The sequence below is a fragment of the [Phormidium] sp. LEGE 05292 genome (assembly GCF_015207735.1).
Lineage (GTDB): Bacteria > Cyanobacteriota > Cyanobacteriia > Cyanobacteriales > Aerosakkonemataceae > Floridanema.
Map to the genome: position 1 here is coordinate 1 of NZ_JADEWG010000009.1, position 15,291 is coordinate 15,291.

Below are 15,291 nucleotides of genomic sequence, written 5' to 3' on the forward strand. Positions count from 1 at the left end.
CAAAAACTCCAAAGCAGCTATTAAGCGTCAAGTAGTTGCGCTCGTCATGGTAGGTTATCGCAATGCTTCCTTGCTGGTATCCCGTCGCGGCATCTTGGATAAAGGTAAAACAACCAACTTGGGCATGTCTAGAATGGTTGAGCTAGTCATGGAACGCACGGCGGGACTAACATCCTCCCAATTAGTTCCGGCGATATTGGCAGCAGGAAATCATCCAAAACCACAACATTTTCTCAAGTTAGTTAGCGGTAGCGAGCGATCGATCCGCGATACCGAGATAGAGAAGATAATATCTGCGGTAGAATCTGCCAGGACAGAGTATGCAACCTCACTTGCCTCATGGTTAAAGGAAGTGTTGCCACCTAGTAGTGAATTAGACGAAGCTATTGTCTGCGGTGGCACAACAGATTATTTGCACGAAGAACTAAATGCGATATTTCCCGGAACACCTGTAACGTGGCATGGCGGGGTAGAAATCCCCACATCGCTAAACGAACAATGGTTGGGTACTCGCTTGGCAGATGTATGGGCACTGTCAGTTTACCACGCAGCCAAGGTGAAGGCACTGGCTAAGTTGCAAGAACAGGAAAAGGAGGCGGTGGTAAATGGCTAACCGAAAAAAAGATTTGACCTGGCGTTATCAACCATCTGTTGATTCGGATAAAGCAAAGTTACTCAGTTACATCCAGAATCAAAAGCTGCATCCAAATCAAGACAAAACAGCAATGATTATCAATGCTCTGACTTCATACTATATGCCAGTAGCATTGCACAGCGAGGGCAGTTATTCGCAGGAAACTTTGGAATTGCTACTGCTAGATTCAGCAATGGCTTTTGCCAATCAACTCAAGTATTTATGTGCCGTATTGAATGTAGAACCAATGCGGGTAGGCAGCGTTTTGTGCAGTGCTTTTCCCATATCGAATCCAGACTACAAGCAAGCCAAAGTTTCAGATGCAGCACGGAATGAAATTGTGGATGAATTGGATGATTTTGACCCACAAGCTTGGAATTTGTCAGGAATCACAACTGACAGCGAAACTTTTGAATTTATTAATTAGGAGAGAAGTTGATGGCAAGAATACACTTAATTGATGGAGAAAAAGGCGGCGTTGGAAAATCATTATTTGCCCGCGTTATGGTGCAGTATTGTATTGAAAATAAGATAGAACACGCCTTAATAGATGCTGATATCACCAATCAAGATGTGAAGCGGTTCTATCACTATGCCGTTAATGCAGAATTTTCCGAAGCTCTGAATAAGGGAAATAAAGCTGACATTATTTTTGAGTTAGCTAGGGAAAAAGCGGTAATTGTTAACCTTCCGGCTAATGTATTTCCCTTGGTAAATAACTGGGTTACAAAGGGGAGATTGCTGGATGTGGCTGATAAATACGGTGTTGATGTGTGCAAGTGGTTTATCTGCGATGGTGGATTTGAATCGATCGAGTTATTCTATCAATCAATGGAGCAATACAAAGACAAAATGCTGCACGTTTTTGTCCGAAATTTAGGAAAAACGGACGACTGGAGTTTTTTAGAAAGCGAATCTAAGTATCAAGAATTGAAAGATAAGTACAAAAAGACTTTGCAAGTTATTGATTTTCCATTGCTGTATCCAGGTGATAGATATTTCATCGACTCGAACAAATTCAAATTCAATGACCCTCAAATTGAAGAGAAGATGCCAATTATGTCCCAACAGCGATTGATGACATTTCTCGAAGATTCCTACTTGCAAATTGCGGTTACAGAACTATGGACACCGGATAAGCAACCTAAAAAAGCTGAGAAGGAAAAAGCAGTAACTTCTAGTAAGTGAGCCAAATGTACCAAATCAATCCGATACGCGATACCGCTGCGACTCTCAACTGTGATGTTACCCAGGATGGACAATATCTAGGACGGCTGTATGTATTTCCAACCACTAATCCCAACTTCATAGCAATGGGAATTGAGAAAGAGTGGTTTTTAGCTCATGCAGAAGGAGAGTTTGTTATTAGCGGTTACATTAATACTAATGGACAGTGGAGTTTATCACCTCACCAAAGCTTGCAATTGTCAGAGGAGTATACCGCTCAATCTGCAATATTTGACCGAGTATTTAGCCCAGAATACATTCAAGATGTACTGGTATCCCTATCTTTGGCTGTAAAAGATATGGCGGTTGCAAATCATAGTAGTAGCAATGGTAATGGAGAATCTGGTGAGGGTCAACTAATGAAGTTTGACAATAAATTAATGGCTGATTGGAATGTGATGATTCCCCATCTCGATGTGTTAAGAGAATTGCTAGTTCATGAAGTTGAACAAGAAGCGTTTTTCGATCAATTTGAAGAAAAACAACCCAACGAATTAGCGGCAGAAACTGAACGTCTTAAGGTTCAAGATACTTTAATTGACGCAGTTTTGCAAGAATACCAGGAACAAGAAACAACAGAATTTGTACTGCCACCTTTTGGCATTGTAACAGTTCACGCGGAAGAGGAATATTTTGTACTGCGTTTTGAGAATGACGGACAGACAATACTGGTTGCTAGCTTAGATGGGGAAGTCATCGAAGAACTTTCACAGAATGATGCTGCCAAATTCGAGGAGGTTTTGAAGCAGTCGGAAGTAGAGATAACTAAATGGCTTGATACGAATAGCAATCTAATCGGTCAAAAAAGTAAACAAGTGCAGGATGTGGAATATGGTGATTAATTTTAAAGAAGGCGTACAAGCCAGAAATGAAAATGCTCTGTTGCAGTTATTGGCAGATAAGGATGCTGAGTATCAAAAGCGGGTACTAGCAGTAGCAGTTGAATATGGTTTGAAAACAAACGACCCCCTGTTCCTAGTGATGTTAGCGACAGGACAATTGCAAGTAATTTTAGAAGATAAACCGCACGAACTAAGTGCTTTGTTTGATAGGTGGACTGAAGCCATTCACGACCAATTAGAAACAGCAAAGCGTATTGCTACTAAGGGTCAAGAAATCGAAATTCGCAAAATGGTAGACCGATTGATTGCTTATTGTTCTGCCAAAGAACGCAGTCGTCTTTCGTTAATGTTACCTGCTTTTGGGTTGTTTGTGGCGGCAATGGGATTGGGTTTTCTAGGCGGAATGGCTGTTCCAATTTGGTTGGAAGGTGGTTATGCGCCAGGACAAAAAATCACAATGGATGCAGCTGAAAGTTTACGCTGGGCACAAAGTCCTCAAGGTCAGTTGGCAAGAAATATTGTGACTTGGAATTCTGAAAGTTTAGCTAATTTGAATTGTACCAAATTAGCTGCTCAACAATCGTTGGTAGCTAAAGAAAAGGGAAAAGCAGCTGTGTCTCAATACTGTTTATTACGAGTAAAACCAGTTCAATAAAGGAGTAATTGTGATGAAAAGTGAAAGTAAGTTGATGCGAGTGTTGGGGAGAGTACAGGATATCTGTGGATGGGTGCTCGCAGTTAGTATGGCTATTTTGGCAATCGTGCTAATGTTTTTCTTGCCCCTGCGTGCGGCTTTGTTTGGGTTAATTGCAATCGGTGTTTGTCCCAGAGTGAATCTTCCTGATACTGTGAGGGTTGTGGTGGCAATTGTCGCTTTGATTGGTTTGAGTGTTTGAGTATTGTTGGTTTCTATGATAGCCGATACTACTTATATTATCGGCTATCGTCAGCAACTTAGTTTATTACAATTAGTGAATCAGTTATCAAAACTGACACAAAATTCCATTAAATCTAAATTATTTAGTTGACCGCTCCCCATCAAGGTAACGTGCATTAATTTATCCATAAAAAATCAAACCACTTCCCATTAGAGAAGCGGTTAAATAAAGTTATTAAATATACTGGTGATAGCCCAAGATACCTCTATATTCGTAAATATCAGGATATCCTTTATGTTCGTCGCCCAGAGTGCATTTACCTAAGTAGAATGCGATGTGGTCTGAGTTCCAGTCAAAGCTACCATCAGAACAGCGATAAAACCGAGTTTCGAGCCAGTTCTTACGGCGAAAACTTAGCCCGTATTGGTTAAACTGCAATGCAGGTGCAAAGCAATTACCAGAACAATTAGAAAACCAAATTCCCAATAATTTGAAATTAAATTGCATAAGTTTTGTATATTTTGGATAACTTGTTCAGTTTTCTTTACCCCGTTAGGGGAGATTGTTGTCACTTGAAGCATAAATTGGCGTGAAACGCCAATTTATGCTTCATAAGTGGGTAAGCCAATTTATACTTCACAATTCATTTTTTGAGTAATAGATGTCTCAAATGCTCTCCATATAAGCTTTTGATTTAAATACTGCTGTTGACAACTCCCAAAACTATAGCTCTCCTGTTAGTAAATTTTTGCTGTGGAAGATAATAGTTCAAAAAAAGTTTTTGTGTACAAAAACTTCTTTTGAACCATATCTTGGCTGTTTTAAACCATATATTGGCACAAAAGTTCCCATATAACGGGCAAAAAAATAATATTTCTGACTTTTTTATTTTCCTTTTAGCTAGGAAACTTATAGCCACTTTATCATGCAAAATTTGAACTCTAGCCAAGATTTGATACAAAGTTTCAGACGGCTAAACCGTCTGAAACTTTGTATTTCCGTGGCGGTTTAGCCAGTTTATGATTCACAAACTACGCCATTTTATGTTGCAAGTGACAATTGTATTTATGCTGAAAAAAAGCTAGCCCGCCCTCATCGTAAGAGCGGGTATAAGTTGGTTAAAATTCGTCAGCAGCTGCAACTTCTGGTTTGTTAGCTTTAGCAGCTTGGATGCGTTCGTAACGATCGCTAGAACGCTTACCAACTTCAATTAGTGTTAGTAGTTGATGGCATAATGTTAGCAATTCATCATCGCTAACTTCTTCAAGTTGCTGATACAGTTTGGCACGTACAGCTTTACCGTTATGAGATTCTACTGTACCATCTGCTAATGCCTGGAAATAAAGGCGCGATTCTGCTAATTCCACAGCAGTATTTAGCAGTTTACGAGAATTGGTACGAACGCCCAAAGAACCTAATGAAATAGCCATAATGTTTGTCCGTTAATTAACTAATTTCAGTATTTTTTTGCCGTTAGGCATGGCTTGAAAAACCATTAATCAAGGCTTCTAAATGTCAACCTTTACATCAATCTACAATTGATAAAAAAACTGCTCCCTACAACCAGGGAGCAATGTTATTGGCTATGAAATTTCATCAATTGCAACCAATCTAACAAGTTGAGGAACTAGCAGTTTATGAGCAGTTTCTAGATTTTTCGTCATGCTAGAACGACCTTGAATATTATGATTAGCAGCTAGTTCTTTGAGCTTGGTCAGTGTTAATTGTTCCAGTTGTGACTCGGTAGCAATTGTCAAACCTGAACTATTGGATAAATGATTGGCTTCAGGTTCGTTACTTGGCTTGGAGAGTACCAACCATTCTGCGACCTCAACAGCTACTTCATCGATTGATTCATCTGCAACTATCGCCTTAGTTGCTTGAATTGTTGTTGCTAAATCCAAAGAATCAGTAGAAGTTTCATCAGTTGACGATAGCTTTTGCAACAGTGCCTTAGTGCTATCTCTAACTACCTGCAAATTCGATAGACGTGCAGTTTTTAGCAGCTTTTGGTAAGTTGATAGAGGTGCATTAAATACCAAACTTGACCATCCGGTAGTCGCTATTGCATCTCCAACGCATTGCTGCGATAAAACAGTACCTTGATTTTCTACTAATTGCGCGATAATTTCTCTAATTGCAGTACGAGCGCATAATGGTGGAAATCGTAGACGACCTGCAATAATTGTTGCATTATTTTCTGCTAACTCAAATTCAACTAAACTAAATTCTGCTAGTTTAATCGCTGCTTGACATTCGGTGACAATGGTGGGATTAGCGGTAGCAATCATGTACAATTACCTCTGCTTGTTGTTCGATAGACTTTGTGCGTTAGCACGCTTTACTTATTACTCATAATGTTCTATCAATAGCCTAATTTGACGTTGTAATTTGTACAAATGTTGCGTTAACATTCTTCTGACGCGATGTTTTTTCTGGTGACGACGTTGGTAATAATAATGCCGGAATTCTTTAATTAATTGGTCGAGGCTTTTCTTTTTGTGATAGTTCATAAAAAAGTACCTAAAAAAACTTCCATTCCTACTGCGCGTGTGAACGCAGTGAGAATGGATAATTAATTACAATTGAATAAAAGTTTCGCCTTGGATAACACGACGTAGGTTTTGGATAAATTCAGTTCGATTGGCTTGACTACCAACTTGGGCGACTACTGCACGATCTATTTGCAATGCTTGTAATAATGGTTGCAATAGTGCGAGTTTGGATTGCTTTTGGGCAACTGCATTACTGTTAGTGGTAGCATCGATACCAATGCACCATCCCCGCCAGAGAAATACAACATCTAGTCCATACACATAATCGAGAATGATAGCAGCTGGTACGGCATCCCATTCCACAGCATATTTGCCATTTTTGGTATGCCGTCCGTATTCTGATAGCAGGTAAGGAAAAGCTTTTTTGAGACGCTGCCATCCGATTCTGGTAGCTTTGGCAACACGCACCAGTTGTCTAGTATCAAAGCGAACTGGTTTTGCACCTGCTGTAATTGCTAGTCGTTGCACAATGCTTTCTGCGGCAAAACTGTTGATTTTTGTGATTGTAGACATGATTGATAAACAAGTGAAATGTTTGATTACCAGCCGTTTTGGTGGCTGTGCTTGCTGTTTCACTTGTTTTCTTGCGTTAGCAATAACTAAGATATCTGTGGTAAGGGCAAGGTTTTATACTACTATCAGAGGATTTGTCTTATGTAACGCAATGGAAGAATTATGATGGGAAGCCGTTACATAATACGATTTAAAAATGATCTTAATGGTAAGTTGGAGATAAGTCAGAGATTTCTTAGACCAAGCTTCTAAAAGTTATTGCTAGAGTAAAAGAATCCATAAATAATCTGAAAATTAATTATGTCGAAACGTTCTTTGAGATTATCTGACCAAGGTTCAAAAACTGCCCAAATCGCTCTCAATCTAAAAGGGTGGACTAAGGAAAAATTAGCGATCGAAGCTCAATTATCTAATGCAACTATCTATAACTTCTTCTCTAGCAAGCCTGTTGATAAAGAAAATTTTATGAAACTCTGTAATATCCTACAGATAGAGTCCGAAGTTGTTGCTGATTTATCCGAACTTGAAAATGCTGAATCAATCGAGGAGCTAGTTGTAAATGTTCGGCAAAGATGTCAATCAAGCATTATTCAAAAATGTGGAATAATGCGGATATTAGATATGCAGTACTCTATTGAGGTGAATCATATTTATACAACTGTCAATATTCTAGAGAAAATTACTAATAAACAACGAAAAAGCATTGATGAGCTTACCAAAGAATTTTCAGTAAATTATTTTGAGCGCTTAGGACTTCCTAAAGTTGCTCAAGAAAGAGTGCCTGGATTAGAGGCAGTGACCAAGTATGACAAATTGATGGTTTTAGGAAAACCAGGAGCAGGGAAAACGACTTTTTTGAGGTATTTAGCAACTCAATGTATTTCAGGAAATATTTTTAATAATTATGTACCAATGTTCATATATCTCAAAGACTTTGCTAACCCTGATGTTAAAATAGGTTTACTCGATTACATTGGTAAGGAATTATCTAATAACCACATTGACAATAACCAAATAGTTCGGTTATTTGAGCTAGGACGAATACTATTATTGCTAGATGGATTAGATGAGGTTCGGCAAGAATACGATCGCCGCGTCTTAAAAGAAATTCGTGATATTTCTCAAAGATTCCCTAATAACAAATTTATCCTGACTTGCCGAATTGCAGCCAAGGAATATACATTTGAGCATTTTACAGATGTAGAAGTTGCTGATTTCAACCAAGAACAAATCCAAGCCTTTGTCAGTAAGTGGTTTTCATATAAAAATAATATCTCTAATTCTGACCAACGGTTTATGGAAAACCTCCAAAATAACCAATCAATCAAGGAACTAGCTAATAACCCACTACTGTTAACTTTGTTATGTATTGAATTTGAAGATGCTGGAGACTTTCCTAATAGTCGTGCTGAGTTATACAAAAGGGCAACTCATACACTCTTAAGGAAATGGGATGCTACTCGTATTATTGAACGTGATAACGCTTATAAACATCTCTCTGTACCGCGCAAAGAAGATTTACTTAGTTATTTAGCTTTAACAACTTTTGAGAAGGGGGAATACTTTTGGAGACAACAGGATGTGCAGGAATATATAGCTTCTTATATTAAAAACTTGGCAGAATCTTCTCAAGTTCCAGAAGCTTTAGCGCTAGATAGCGAAGCTGTATTAAAATCTATTGAAGCACAGCATGGGTTATTAGTAGAACGAGCTAGAGAAGTTTATTCCTTTTCTCATTTAACATTTCACGAGTATTTCGCTGCCAAAGAGATTGTATCAAAAGCTAATCCAAATGAATTTAATGATTCGGCTCTGAATAATTTAATCAAATACGCTTTTTATAAACAATGGCGTGAAGTTTTCTTACTAACTGCTGAGATGTTAAGAAGTGCTGATGTTCTTTTGCTATCAATGAAATATCAAATCGATCTAGCCGCCGCACAGAATAGAACCATTCAAGAATTGTTAACTTGGGCTAGTCAAAAATCGCGTCAAATATCTAGCTCTCATCAGCCTAATGCAATTAAAGCATTTTACGTTTGTCTAGCTGTAGGTATTTGCATATTAGATAATACAAACTCTTTTCCCTATTCAACTTGGGAATTTTTAGAGATGAGCGAGCTATTACAATCTTTAGATTCCCATATTCAGTTAAGTTTTTATGAAGGATGTGCTTCAGGATTTGGTATGGGAGATTTCCGTGCTTCTCTTGACGATCCAAATCTAGCTTTAGACCTTAATTTGGCTCATGCTCGCGCTCAAGCATCTTTGTTAAATCGCATTGCTAACAGGAATTCTGAAAATGAGGAATTTACATCTATTAGCCTTGATGAAGGAGATGAGGATTATGAAATTGATGAAATGTATAACAAGCATCCGATTGACGATACTAATTTTTACACCTTATCTGATACGTTATATTCAGCTATAGCATTGACTGATAATCAAGATTTTCAGCAGGAACTTATCAAACTAGATGAAGAATTGCCAGAAGGTGTTTACGATCATTGGGATGAATATTACCATTGGTATAAGCATGATAGTGCTGCTTGGGGTGATAAGCTTAAAGACTTGAATCGTAAATATCGCAATATTGATTATGATTGGCAATTAGATACCGAGCAAGAATGGGGAATGTTACGAGCATACTGCTACGCTAACAAATTGTTGTTAGATTGCCTTCAATCACCATGTTATGTCAAGCGTGAAACTAGAGATTTTATCCAATCAACATTGCTTTTACCATTAAATGAAATTGAGATAGACGCTTTCTTAAAATGCTTTTAATTATGGTATTTTCAGATTAGACAACTTCTGCCATAAGCTGCAAGATGTTCTTCAAACCCTAATCATACCAAATCCGCTTTGATTACTCCCTTTTTAAACTAACCGCAAAGGACACACTAGCGATAGGCGTAAGCCTTTCCGTAGGGTAGCTATGTACGATAGCGCTATAGAGTGCAAAGAAGAGAAAAAATTAAAGCGGGTAGTTAACCCGGATTTGGTATCAAATAAGAACATGAACTCGTCCTCGACATTGCTACCGGATTCTTCCGCATAAAGGTATGGCTGTGATTAGAAATTACTATCAATTGTGGAAAATTGGTATAAGTTTCCAAAAGACCTAATACTCCTATCATGAATTAAACTTACGCTGCTTTAGTTGGTTTGGCTTTAGCCCTCTGTTTAAAACTTTCAAAGTCTACAATATTAGACTTTTTAGCAGAAGATGAAAATGCTAAAACTATTCATATTTACGGTGATAATTATGGTAACAATACGGGAGCAACCGTAAGTGAAACAAACATCGATCAAAGTAAATCTTCTATAGGAATTGGGGTTAACCAAGGAGAAGTCAAAGCAGATAAAATAGCTGGTATTATCAACGAAAAGGAGATTATGATGTCACAAGAATCAAAAAAGTCCTCAACTTTTAATCTACAAAATGCCCAAATTGCTGGAGGGATTGTAGACGCTGAGACAGTCCACGCGCAGCACTTAGGCGGTAATATAAACAACTACGCACCCGAACAAAGACAAAACTTAGTTGAAGCCGCAGTAGAAATTCAGCAGCTATTGCAACAACTAGAGCAAACGTATCCGACCAATACCCAGCAAGAAAAACAGACAGTTGTAACAGAAGCGCTCAAGCAAATTGACAGTAATCCATCTCTCAAGGCGCGAGTGGTTGGAACGCTAAAAGCAGGGAGTATTGAAGCTTTTAAAGAATTGATTAACCATCCTTTGGTTAATATCTTTATAGCAAGTTTAGAGGGTTGGAAAGAAGGCAAGTAATCATCTTATTTGTAGAGGAAACAAACTTAAGTTTTGGTGCAATAAGATGATCAATGAGAAACATCTTGCTCTGCTTAAGCAGGGCATAGAGGTTTGGAATAAGTGGCGGTTAAACAATCCTGAAATTAAACCCGAACTTTGCGGAGCAGACTTTAGCAATCTAAACCTACGCGGCATTGACTTTAGCCAAACAGACCTTGGTATAGTCAACCTAAGTGGTGCTGACCTCTCGAATGCTAATCTTAGGGGCGCTGACTTTCGGAGTGCCAAGCTTAGTAGGATAAAACTTAATGGCGCTTCCTTGGATGGAACTAACTTTAAAAGTGCTGATATTAGCAATACAGACCTCTGTGGAATCGATTTCAGCAGGGCTATTGTCAAATGGGCAAAGTTTAATAGGGCAAATCTTAGCAGAGCAAACTTCCGTCGAGCAGACCTTGATAGAACTAGCTTCCAAAATGCTTGCTTAAAAGAAACTAACTTCACAGAAGCCAAACTTACAGAGGCAGATTTTAGTAAAGCTAATCTCAGTGGAGCTTACCTTCAGAAAGCAGATATGCTAAATGCTAACTTCAACAAAGCTAATCTGAGTGAGGCAGATCTCAGGGAAGCAGAGTTAGGGATGGCCATCCTGAATCGAGCTAACCTTAGCAGAGCAAATTTTCAGGGAGCTAACCTCAGCATTGCTAAACTTCGCGGCGCACGCTTTACGGAAGCCAATTTCTGTGAAACAAATCTCTGTTTGGTTAATCTTCAAGAAGCTAATCTCAGTGGAGTAAACTTTCGTCAAGCAAACTTGACAAGGACAGACTTAACAGGAGCAGACTTAACAGGAGCAGATCTCAGTGGCGCATTCCTTACTATGACGAACCTCACCCAAGCTAATCTCAGCAATGCGGTTTTGTACAAAGCCAACCTGAAGGGGGCAATTCTCAACAAGTGCAACCTCGATCGAGCTAATCTTACAGAAGCAATTCTCGTTAGCGCACAAATGTGGGAATCATCCCTTATATTGGGTTCTCTAAATCAAGCTAACCTCACAGGGGCGTATCTTACAAAAGCTGATCTCACAGATGCACAGTTAGTTGAATCCTTGCTTGTGGCGACTTTACTAGGGGAAGCAGACCTCAGTGGAGCAAACCTCGGCAAAGCAGACTTTTGGAAAGCATCTTTGAGTAAGGCAATATTGGCAAACACTAATCTAGCTAAAGCTAATCTGGCAGAAGCCGATCTCAGAGAATGCCACTTGTGTAATGCTAACCTCACTCAGGCCAATTTATCTACGGCTCTAGTAATGGGTAGTAACTTTCAGCAAGCAACATTAACAGGAGCCTGCATCCAAGATTGGAATATTAATAGTACCACCCAGTTGGATGGGGTAATTTGTGACTATATTTATCTTCAAGAAAGAGGACAAGAACGCCGCCCTAGTAGTGGAAGCTTTGCCTCAGGAGAATTTACTAAATTATTCCAACAAGCAGTAGCAACAGTCGATCTAATTTTCCGTAACGGCATTGATTGGCAGGCATTCCTTAATTCATTTCAAAAGCTGCAAGTTAAGTGTGGTAGTGAGGAGCTATCTATTCAAGCTCTTGAAAATAAAAATGATGGTGCTTTTGTCATTCGGGTTAATGTTCCTTATAATGCGAACAAAGCAGAAATTGAGAAATACCTCAAGCAAGAGTACGAACTGCAATTAAAAGCATTAGAAGAAAAATATAGATACCAGTTAGAAGCTAAGGATGAACAGATAGCTATCCATCGTCAGCAAAATGCAAATCTCACGGAAATTGTTAAGATATTGGCTAATAAACCCATCACTGTAGAGGCAAAAGCTGTGGTTAAATCCTCTAATTACGACCTACAACACTCTCAAATAGCTGGTGGAATTGTAGATGCCGAAACAGTTCATGCCCAGCAGATAGGCGGTAACATTGACAACGCCGATCGCTAGGAGATTTTCAGATTATATTAACCTATCTACAATCCTTTGCTAAATGTATGTCTGAAGCGCAAGATCCTAAAAAAGTTTCTAATCATGACCTAAGAGGTTCTCAATTTGGGGGCGGTATTGTAGATGCAACAAATGTTTATGCTAATCAAATAGGCGGCGATATCTACAATAATATTTTTCTGGGTCAGCAGTTTGCAAAAGGAAACAATTTAGTTCGAGCGCGTAAAGAACAATTCCTGTTAGAGGAAATGAAGCAAATGGTTAGCGCTTGGCTAAAGAAATCTCTACTTTATACTGAGCCGATAAACTTGGCTAAGGAGTTGCAACCTCAGCAGGTAAAGCAGCTTTGTAATATTGAAATTAAGATCGGCGAAAAACCTTCCTCTCTTTTACCATCGAATACTAACATTATTGAAATCTTTGACTTAGAAGAAATCGCAGGTAGATTGTTAATCCTGGGTGCGCCAGGAGCGGGAAAGACTACTATTCTGTTAGAACTAGCTAAAACTTTGATTAGTCGTGCTGAAGCCGATCCTAACCCTGTTTTGTCACTCTAGGCAGACGAAAATAATAAATTAGGGTTAAACGGAGAAAAGAATGTTGAAGGGGTGAGGCAATTAATAATGTCTTGAAGTTGAGAAAATCCCCAAGATAATTGGGGAATAGTAAAAACTAATAACCAGGGTTTGATAAGATTAAATAAGATGAAAGGTTGAAGGATTAAACGAAGGTTATTACAGCGCTTTGCGCTGTTATAAGGTACAGTAGCAGCAACGAGCAAACCAATTCCTTAAATGTTGAGGATTGATTAAATGGAGAGCTACCTTGATGATTCTGTCAATCATCAAGGTGTTAGTAGGAGCGAATTTACGTAAAAAAGATTTGAGTTGTGACCACCAAAGTTCTATGGGGTTAAAATCTGGAGAGTAAGGAGATAAACAAATAACACTTGCACCTACAGATTGAATCATAGGCTCAATAGATGCTAGTTTATGGGCAGGTAAATTATCCATAACTACTACGGCTCCTGGCCATAATTCAGGGCATAAAAATTTCTCAATAAATACGGCAAATGCTTGGCCATCCATTGAATCATTCATGGTCATCAATGCCAGGACTTTGTTGATACTTATTGCGCCAATAGCTGTGACTTTAGCTGCCCGATAAAATGGTTTTAGTTGAGTTACTCTTGTGCCTGGATATGAGCGAGCATGAGTTCTGGTCAACCCCAATAGAATCCCAGTTTCATCCAAAAATACGAGATTTTCTGGCTCGATATGCTTGATTTTTTCCCGATACTCAACTCTCAATTTTTGCACTCTTTCTGTGGCTGCTTGGCTACTGTAGCCAGTTTTTTTTTCGATTTAACTCTAATTTTTGCAAATAGCGACACATCGCCGATTTACTCACCCAATTTCCGGTTTTAGAAGCAAACAATTCACATAACTCTGCTAACGTGGCATCTGGATGCTCTGCTACCAATATTTTGACTTCTGCTTCCGCATTTTTTAGGTGACTGAACTGTGGTTTTCCCCTTTGTTTGGGCTGTAAATTTCCTTCTGTTCGTTGTTGTTTTACCAACTTTTGGACTAAACTTGTACTGACAGCAAATTGGGTAGCTACTTTCCTGATTGACATCTTTTCTACCAAATGTGCTACCACTATTCTTTTGCGGAACTCAACCGAATACGCTTTCATTAGCTTTGGCTATAAAATGATATTTTATTGTACCTCATAACAGCGCAAAGCGCTGTAAGTAAATTTTTCCAGCCCAGTCCTTGATCCCACCACTGGTGCAAAGAAAGTTGTGAGTCTGATTGTGTTAAACTACCGTGCATCTGTTCCGAATGCAGACTCACCATCAGGTAAACGCTACAGATAATCTCCCACCAGCGTTCAATTTGGCGATAGTTAGTTACACGAAAGTCAGCCCAACCTAATTCATCTTTACTTTGTTTTAAACCATATTCTACCCAAGTTCTTAGTCCATAATAGTTTCCTACTTCTCTCGGTGTAATATCGGGATATTTACTCATCACATACCAAGTTGAGTTACCTGGTAGCTGCGCAGCATCGGTGGTGATCTGCCAATACCTAACTTCGCCACGTTTACCAAATATTATTTCACGAGTAAATCGAGTTTCTTGGCGCAGATCACAGAAAACTCTCTGAAATTTGTGCCATTTGAGATATTGCATTCTTTGCCTGGAAAGCAACTCCACATAATGGTTTGAGCGAATCGCTACAATATATTTTAATTGATGTTCATTTAATGATTGAATAAAATTCTTTCCGCTCTCTCCATACAAGCTATCTGCTAATACTAAGTTAAACTTAAACCCCATTTTCTTGAGTTTTTCCAATAGCCTAACTGCTATTTCTGGTTTACTAAGATATTTATCTCCTGGCTTTAGCCTTTCATGAGGTTTGTATACTTCAAATAGCAAAGGAAATGTCATTCCACAAAAGACACCATAAGCTGTTACTGCCACAATCCCATTATCTGTTTTTCCCAAATTTCCTATGTACTGCCGTTTCACATAATCTGTCTTATTACCTTTTTTTCTATCGCCTGTCTCATCAATGATTAAAACTATTGGTTTTCCTTTTAGTACTTGCAAAATTAACTTTAATCTGATGTTTCTTAAATCTTCTATTTCCCAAGGCGACTCTGTTAAAAAATGATGTAATCCTTGATGGTTATCTAATCCTGTTACCTTAGCTATTTCTGGTAAAGTTTTACGTTTTATTTCTGATATACATCCTACATGAAGATGCTTAAAAGCTTCAAAGCTCCTCACATCTGAAAACAAGTTTTTATACCACTGGCAATATTCATCGATAAATTTAGTTGTCGCTGCGGGTGAACGAGGCTCTACCATGCTCCCTGCCT

The 15,291-nt window shown here is 38.7% G+C and carries 17 protein-coding genes and 2 pseudogenes; 10 read left to right on the plus strand and 9 right to left on the minus strand.

The window, feature by feature from the left end; translation table 11 throughout:
* The 6 genes and pseudogenes from IQ264_RS04430 to IQ264_RS04455 all read left to right on the plus strand — a co-directional run.
* Positions 1 to 613, plus strand: a pseudogene (locus IQ264_RS04430) (hypothetical protein); the annotation flags it as partial.
* Positions 606 to 1,061, plus strand: a complete 456-nt coding sequence (locus IQ264_RS04435; protein WP_193979011.1) for a hypothetical protein — start codon at positions 606 to 608, stop codon at positions 1,059 to 1,061. The pseudogene IQ264_RS04430 and the gene IQ264_RS04435, both read left to right, overlap by 8 nt.
* Positions 1,062 to 1,072: 11 nt before the next feature.
* On the plus strand, positions 1,073 to 1,822 hold the full coding sequence (locus IQ264_RS04440; protein ID WP_193979013.1) for a mobilization protein MobD-like protein: 750 nt from the start codon (positions 1,073 to 1,075) through the stop codon (positions 1,820 to 1,822).
* Between the two features lie 5 nt (positions 1,823 to 1,827).
* On the plus strand, positions 1,828 to 2,703 hold the full coding sequence (locus IQ264_RS04445; protein ID WP_193979015.1) for a hypothetical protein: 876 nt from the start codon (positions 1,828 to 1,830) through the stop codon (positions 2,701 to 2,703).
* Positions 2,693 to 3,358, plus strand: coding sequence for a DUF6753 family protein (locus IQ264_RS04450; protein ID WP_193979017.1), 666 nt, complete (start codon positions 2,693 to 2,695; stop codon positions 3,356 to 3,358). Before IQ264_RS04445 ends, IQ264_RS04450 begins: the two co-directional genes overlap by 11 nt.
* 13 nt (positions 3,359 to 3,371) lie before the next feature.
* Complete coding sequence (locus IQ264_RS04455) at positions 3,372 to 3,599, plus strand: hypothetical protein (protein WP_193979019.1); 228 nt, start codon at positions 3,372 to 3,374, stop codon at positions 3,597 to 3,599.
* Positions 3,600 to 3,815: 216 nt separating this feature from the next.
* Here IQ264_RS04455 and IQ264_RS04460 read toward each other — a convergent pair whose 3' ends face one another.
* From IQ264_RS04460 to IQ264_RS04480, 5 genes are all read right to left on the minus strand, one after another.
* Entirely contained in the window at positions 3,816 to 4,088 is a 273-nt protein-coding gene (locus IQ264_RS04460; protein WP_193979021.1) for a hypothetical protein, read from the minus strand.
* A 611-nt stretch (positions 4,089 to 4,699) separates the two neighbouring features.
* On the minus strand, positions 4,700 to 5,011 hold the full coding sequence (locus IQ264_RS04465) for a hypothetical protein (RefSeq protein WP_193979023.1): 312 nt from the start codon (positions 5,009 to 5,011) through the stop codon (positions 4,700 to 4,702).
* A gap of 153 nt (positions 5,012 to 5,164) precedes the next feature.
* Entirely contained in the window at positions 5,165 to 5,872 is a 708-nt protein-coding gene (locus IQ264_RS04470; protein WP_193979025.1) for a hypothetical protein, read from the minus strand.
* A gap of 57 nt (positions 5,873 to 5,929) precedes the next feature.
* Positions 5,930 to 6,094, minus strand: a complete 165-nt coding sequence (locus IQ264_RS04475; RefSeq protein WP_193979027.1) for a hypothetical protein — start codon at positions 6,092 to 6,094, stop codon at positions 5,930 to 5,932.
* 66 nt (positions 6,095 to 6,160) lie between these two features.
* Positions 6,161 to 6,649: a hypothetical protein gene (locus tag IQ264_RS04480; protein ID WP_193979029.1), complete on the minus strand. Its 489-nt coding sequence runs from the start codon at positions 6,647 to 6,649 to the stop codon at positions 6,161 to 6,163.
* Between the two features lie 300 nt (positions 6,650 to 6,949).
* Here IQ264_RS04480 and IQ264_RS04485 point away from each other — a divergent pair, with 300 nt between their 5' ends.
* From IQ264_RS04485 to IQ264_RS04500, 4 genes are all read left to right on the plus strand, one after another.
* Positions 6,950 to 9,436 carry an NACHT domain-containing protein gene (locus IQ264_RS04485; protein ID WP_193979031.1) on the plus strand — a complete coding sequence of 829 codons (2,487 nt, stop codon included), beginning with the start codon at positions 6,950 to 6,952 and terminating at the stop codon, positions 9,434 to 9,436.
* 381 nt (positions 9,437 to 9,817) lie between these two features.
* Positions 9,818 to 10,444 carry a hypothetical protein gene (locus tag IQ264_RS04490; RefSeq protein ID WP_193979032.1) on the plus strand — a complete coding sequence of 209 codons (627 nt, stop codon included), beginning with the start codon at positions 9,818 to 9,820 and terminating at the stop codon, positions 10,442 to 10,444.
* Positions 10,445 to 10,490: 46 nt separating this feature from the next.
* Positions 10,491 to 12,398: a pentapeptide repeat-containing protein gene (locus IQ264_RS04495; RefSeq protein ID WP_193979034.1), complete on the plus strand. Its 1,908-nt coding sequence runs from the start codon at positions 10,491 to 10,493 to the stop codon at positions 12,396 to 12,398.
* Positions 12,399 to 12,445: 47 nt separating this feature from the next.
* Positions 12,446 to 12,955, plus strand: coding sequence for a hypothetical protein (locus IQ264_RS04500; protein WP_193979036.1), 510 nt, complete (start codon positions 12,446 to 12,448; stop codon positions 12,953 to 12,955).
* Here IQ264_RS04500 and IQ264_RS32710 read toward each other — a convergent pair.
* The 4 genes and pseudogenes from IQ264_RS32710 to IQ264_RS04515 all read right to left on the minus strand — a co-directional run.
* A pseudogene (locus IQ264_RS32710) lies at positions 12,952 to 13,134 on the minus strand (IS701 family transposase); the annotation flags it as partial. The gene IQ264_RS04500 and the pseudogene IQ264_RS32710 overlap by 4 nt on opposite strands.
* Positions 13,135 to 13,150: 16 nt before the next feature.
* Positions 13,151 to 13,717, minus strand: a complete 567-nt coding sequence (locus IQ264_RS04505) for a transposase (protein WP_193979038.1) — start codon at positions 13,715 to 13,717, stop codon at positions 13,151 to 13,153.
* 19 nt (positions 13,718 to 13,736) lie between these two features.
* A complete protein-coding gene (locus IQ264_RS04510) occupies positions 13,737 to 14,096 on the minus strand; it encodes a helix-turn-helix domain-containing protein (RefSeq protein ID WP_193979040.1) in 360 nt (119 codons plus the stop codon).
* On the minus strand, positions 14,096 to 15,280 hold the full coding sequence (locus IQ264_RS04515; protein WP_413470333.1) for an IS701 family transposase: 1,185 nt from the start codon (positions 15,278 to 15,280) through the stop codon (positions 14,096 to 14,098). The genes IQ264_RS04510 and IQ264_RS04515 overlap by 1 nt, the downstream gene beginning before the upstream one ends.
* Positions 15,281 to 15,291: the final 11 nt, after the last annotated feature.

Bases quoted from the DNA above. Each gene is read 5' to 3' on its own strand.
- IQ264_RS04435 (WP_193979011.1), top strand. From the start codon at position 606: ATGGCTAACCGAAAAAAAGATTTGACCTGGCGTTATCAACCATCTGTT.
- IQ264_RS04440 (WP_193979013.1), top strand. From the start codon at position 1,073: ATGGCAAGAATACACTTAATTGATGGAGAAAAAGGCGGCGTTGGAAAA.
- IQ264_RS04445 (WP_193979015.1), top strand. From the start codon at position 1,828: ATGTACCAAATCAATCCGATACGCGATACCGCTGCGACTCTCAACTGT.
- IQ264_RS04450 (WP_193979017.1), top strand. From the start codon at position 2,693: ATGGTGATTAATTTTAAAGAAGGCGTACAAGCCAGAAATGAAAATGCT.
- IQ264_RS04455 (WP_193979019.1), top strand. From the start codon at position 3,372: ATGAAAAGTGAAAGTAAGTTGATGCGAGTGTTGGGGAGAGTACAGGAT.
- IQ264_RS04460 (WP_193979021.1), bottom strand. From the start codon at position 4,088: ATGCAATTTAATTTCAAATTATTGGGAATTTGGTTTTCTAATTGTTCT.
- IQ264_RS04465 (WP_193979023.1), bottom strand. From the start codon at position 5,011: ATGGCTATTTCATTAGGTTCTTTGGGCGTTCGTACCAATTCTCGTAAA.
- IQ264_RS04470 (WP_193979025.1), bottom strand. From the start codon at position 5,872: ATGATTGCTACCGCTAATCCCACCATTGTCACCGAATGTCAAGCAGCG.
- IQ264_RS04475 (WP_193979027.1), bottom strand. From the start codon at position 6,094: ATGAACTATCACAAAAAGAAAAGCCTCGACCAATTAATTAAAGAATTC.
- IQ264_RS04480 (WP_193979029.1), bottom strand. From the start codon at position 6,649: ATGTCTACAATCACAAAAATCAACAGTTTTGCCGCAGAAAGCATTGTG.
- IQ264_RS04485 (WP_193979031.1), top strand. From the start codon at position 6,950: ATGTCGAAACGTTCTTTGAGATTATCTGACCAAGGTTCAAAAACTGCC.
- IQ264_RS04495 (WP_193979034.1), top strand. From the start codon at position 10,491: ATGATCAATGAGAAACATCTTGCTCTGCTTAAGCAGGGCATAGAGGTT.
- IQ264_RS04500 (WP_193979036.1), top strand. From the start codon at position 12,446: ATGTCTGAAGCGCAAGATCCTAAAAAAGTTTCTAATCATGACCTAAGA.
- IQ264_RS04510 (WP_193979040.1), bottom strand. From the start codon at position 14,096: ATGAAAGCGTATTCGGTTGAGTTCCGCAAAAGAATAGTGGTAGCACAT.
- IQ264_RS04515 (WP_413470333.1), bottom strand. From the start codon at position 15,280: ATGGTAGAGCCTCGTTCACCCGCAGCGACAACTAAATTTATCGATGAA.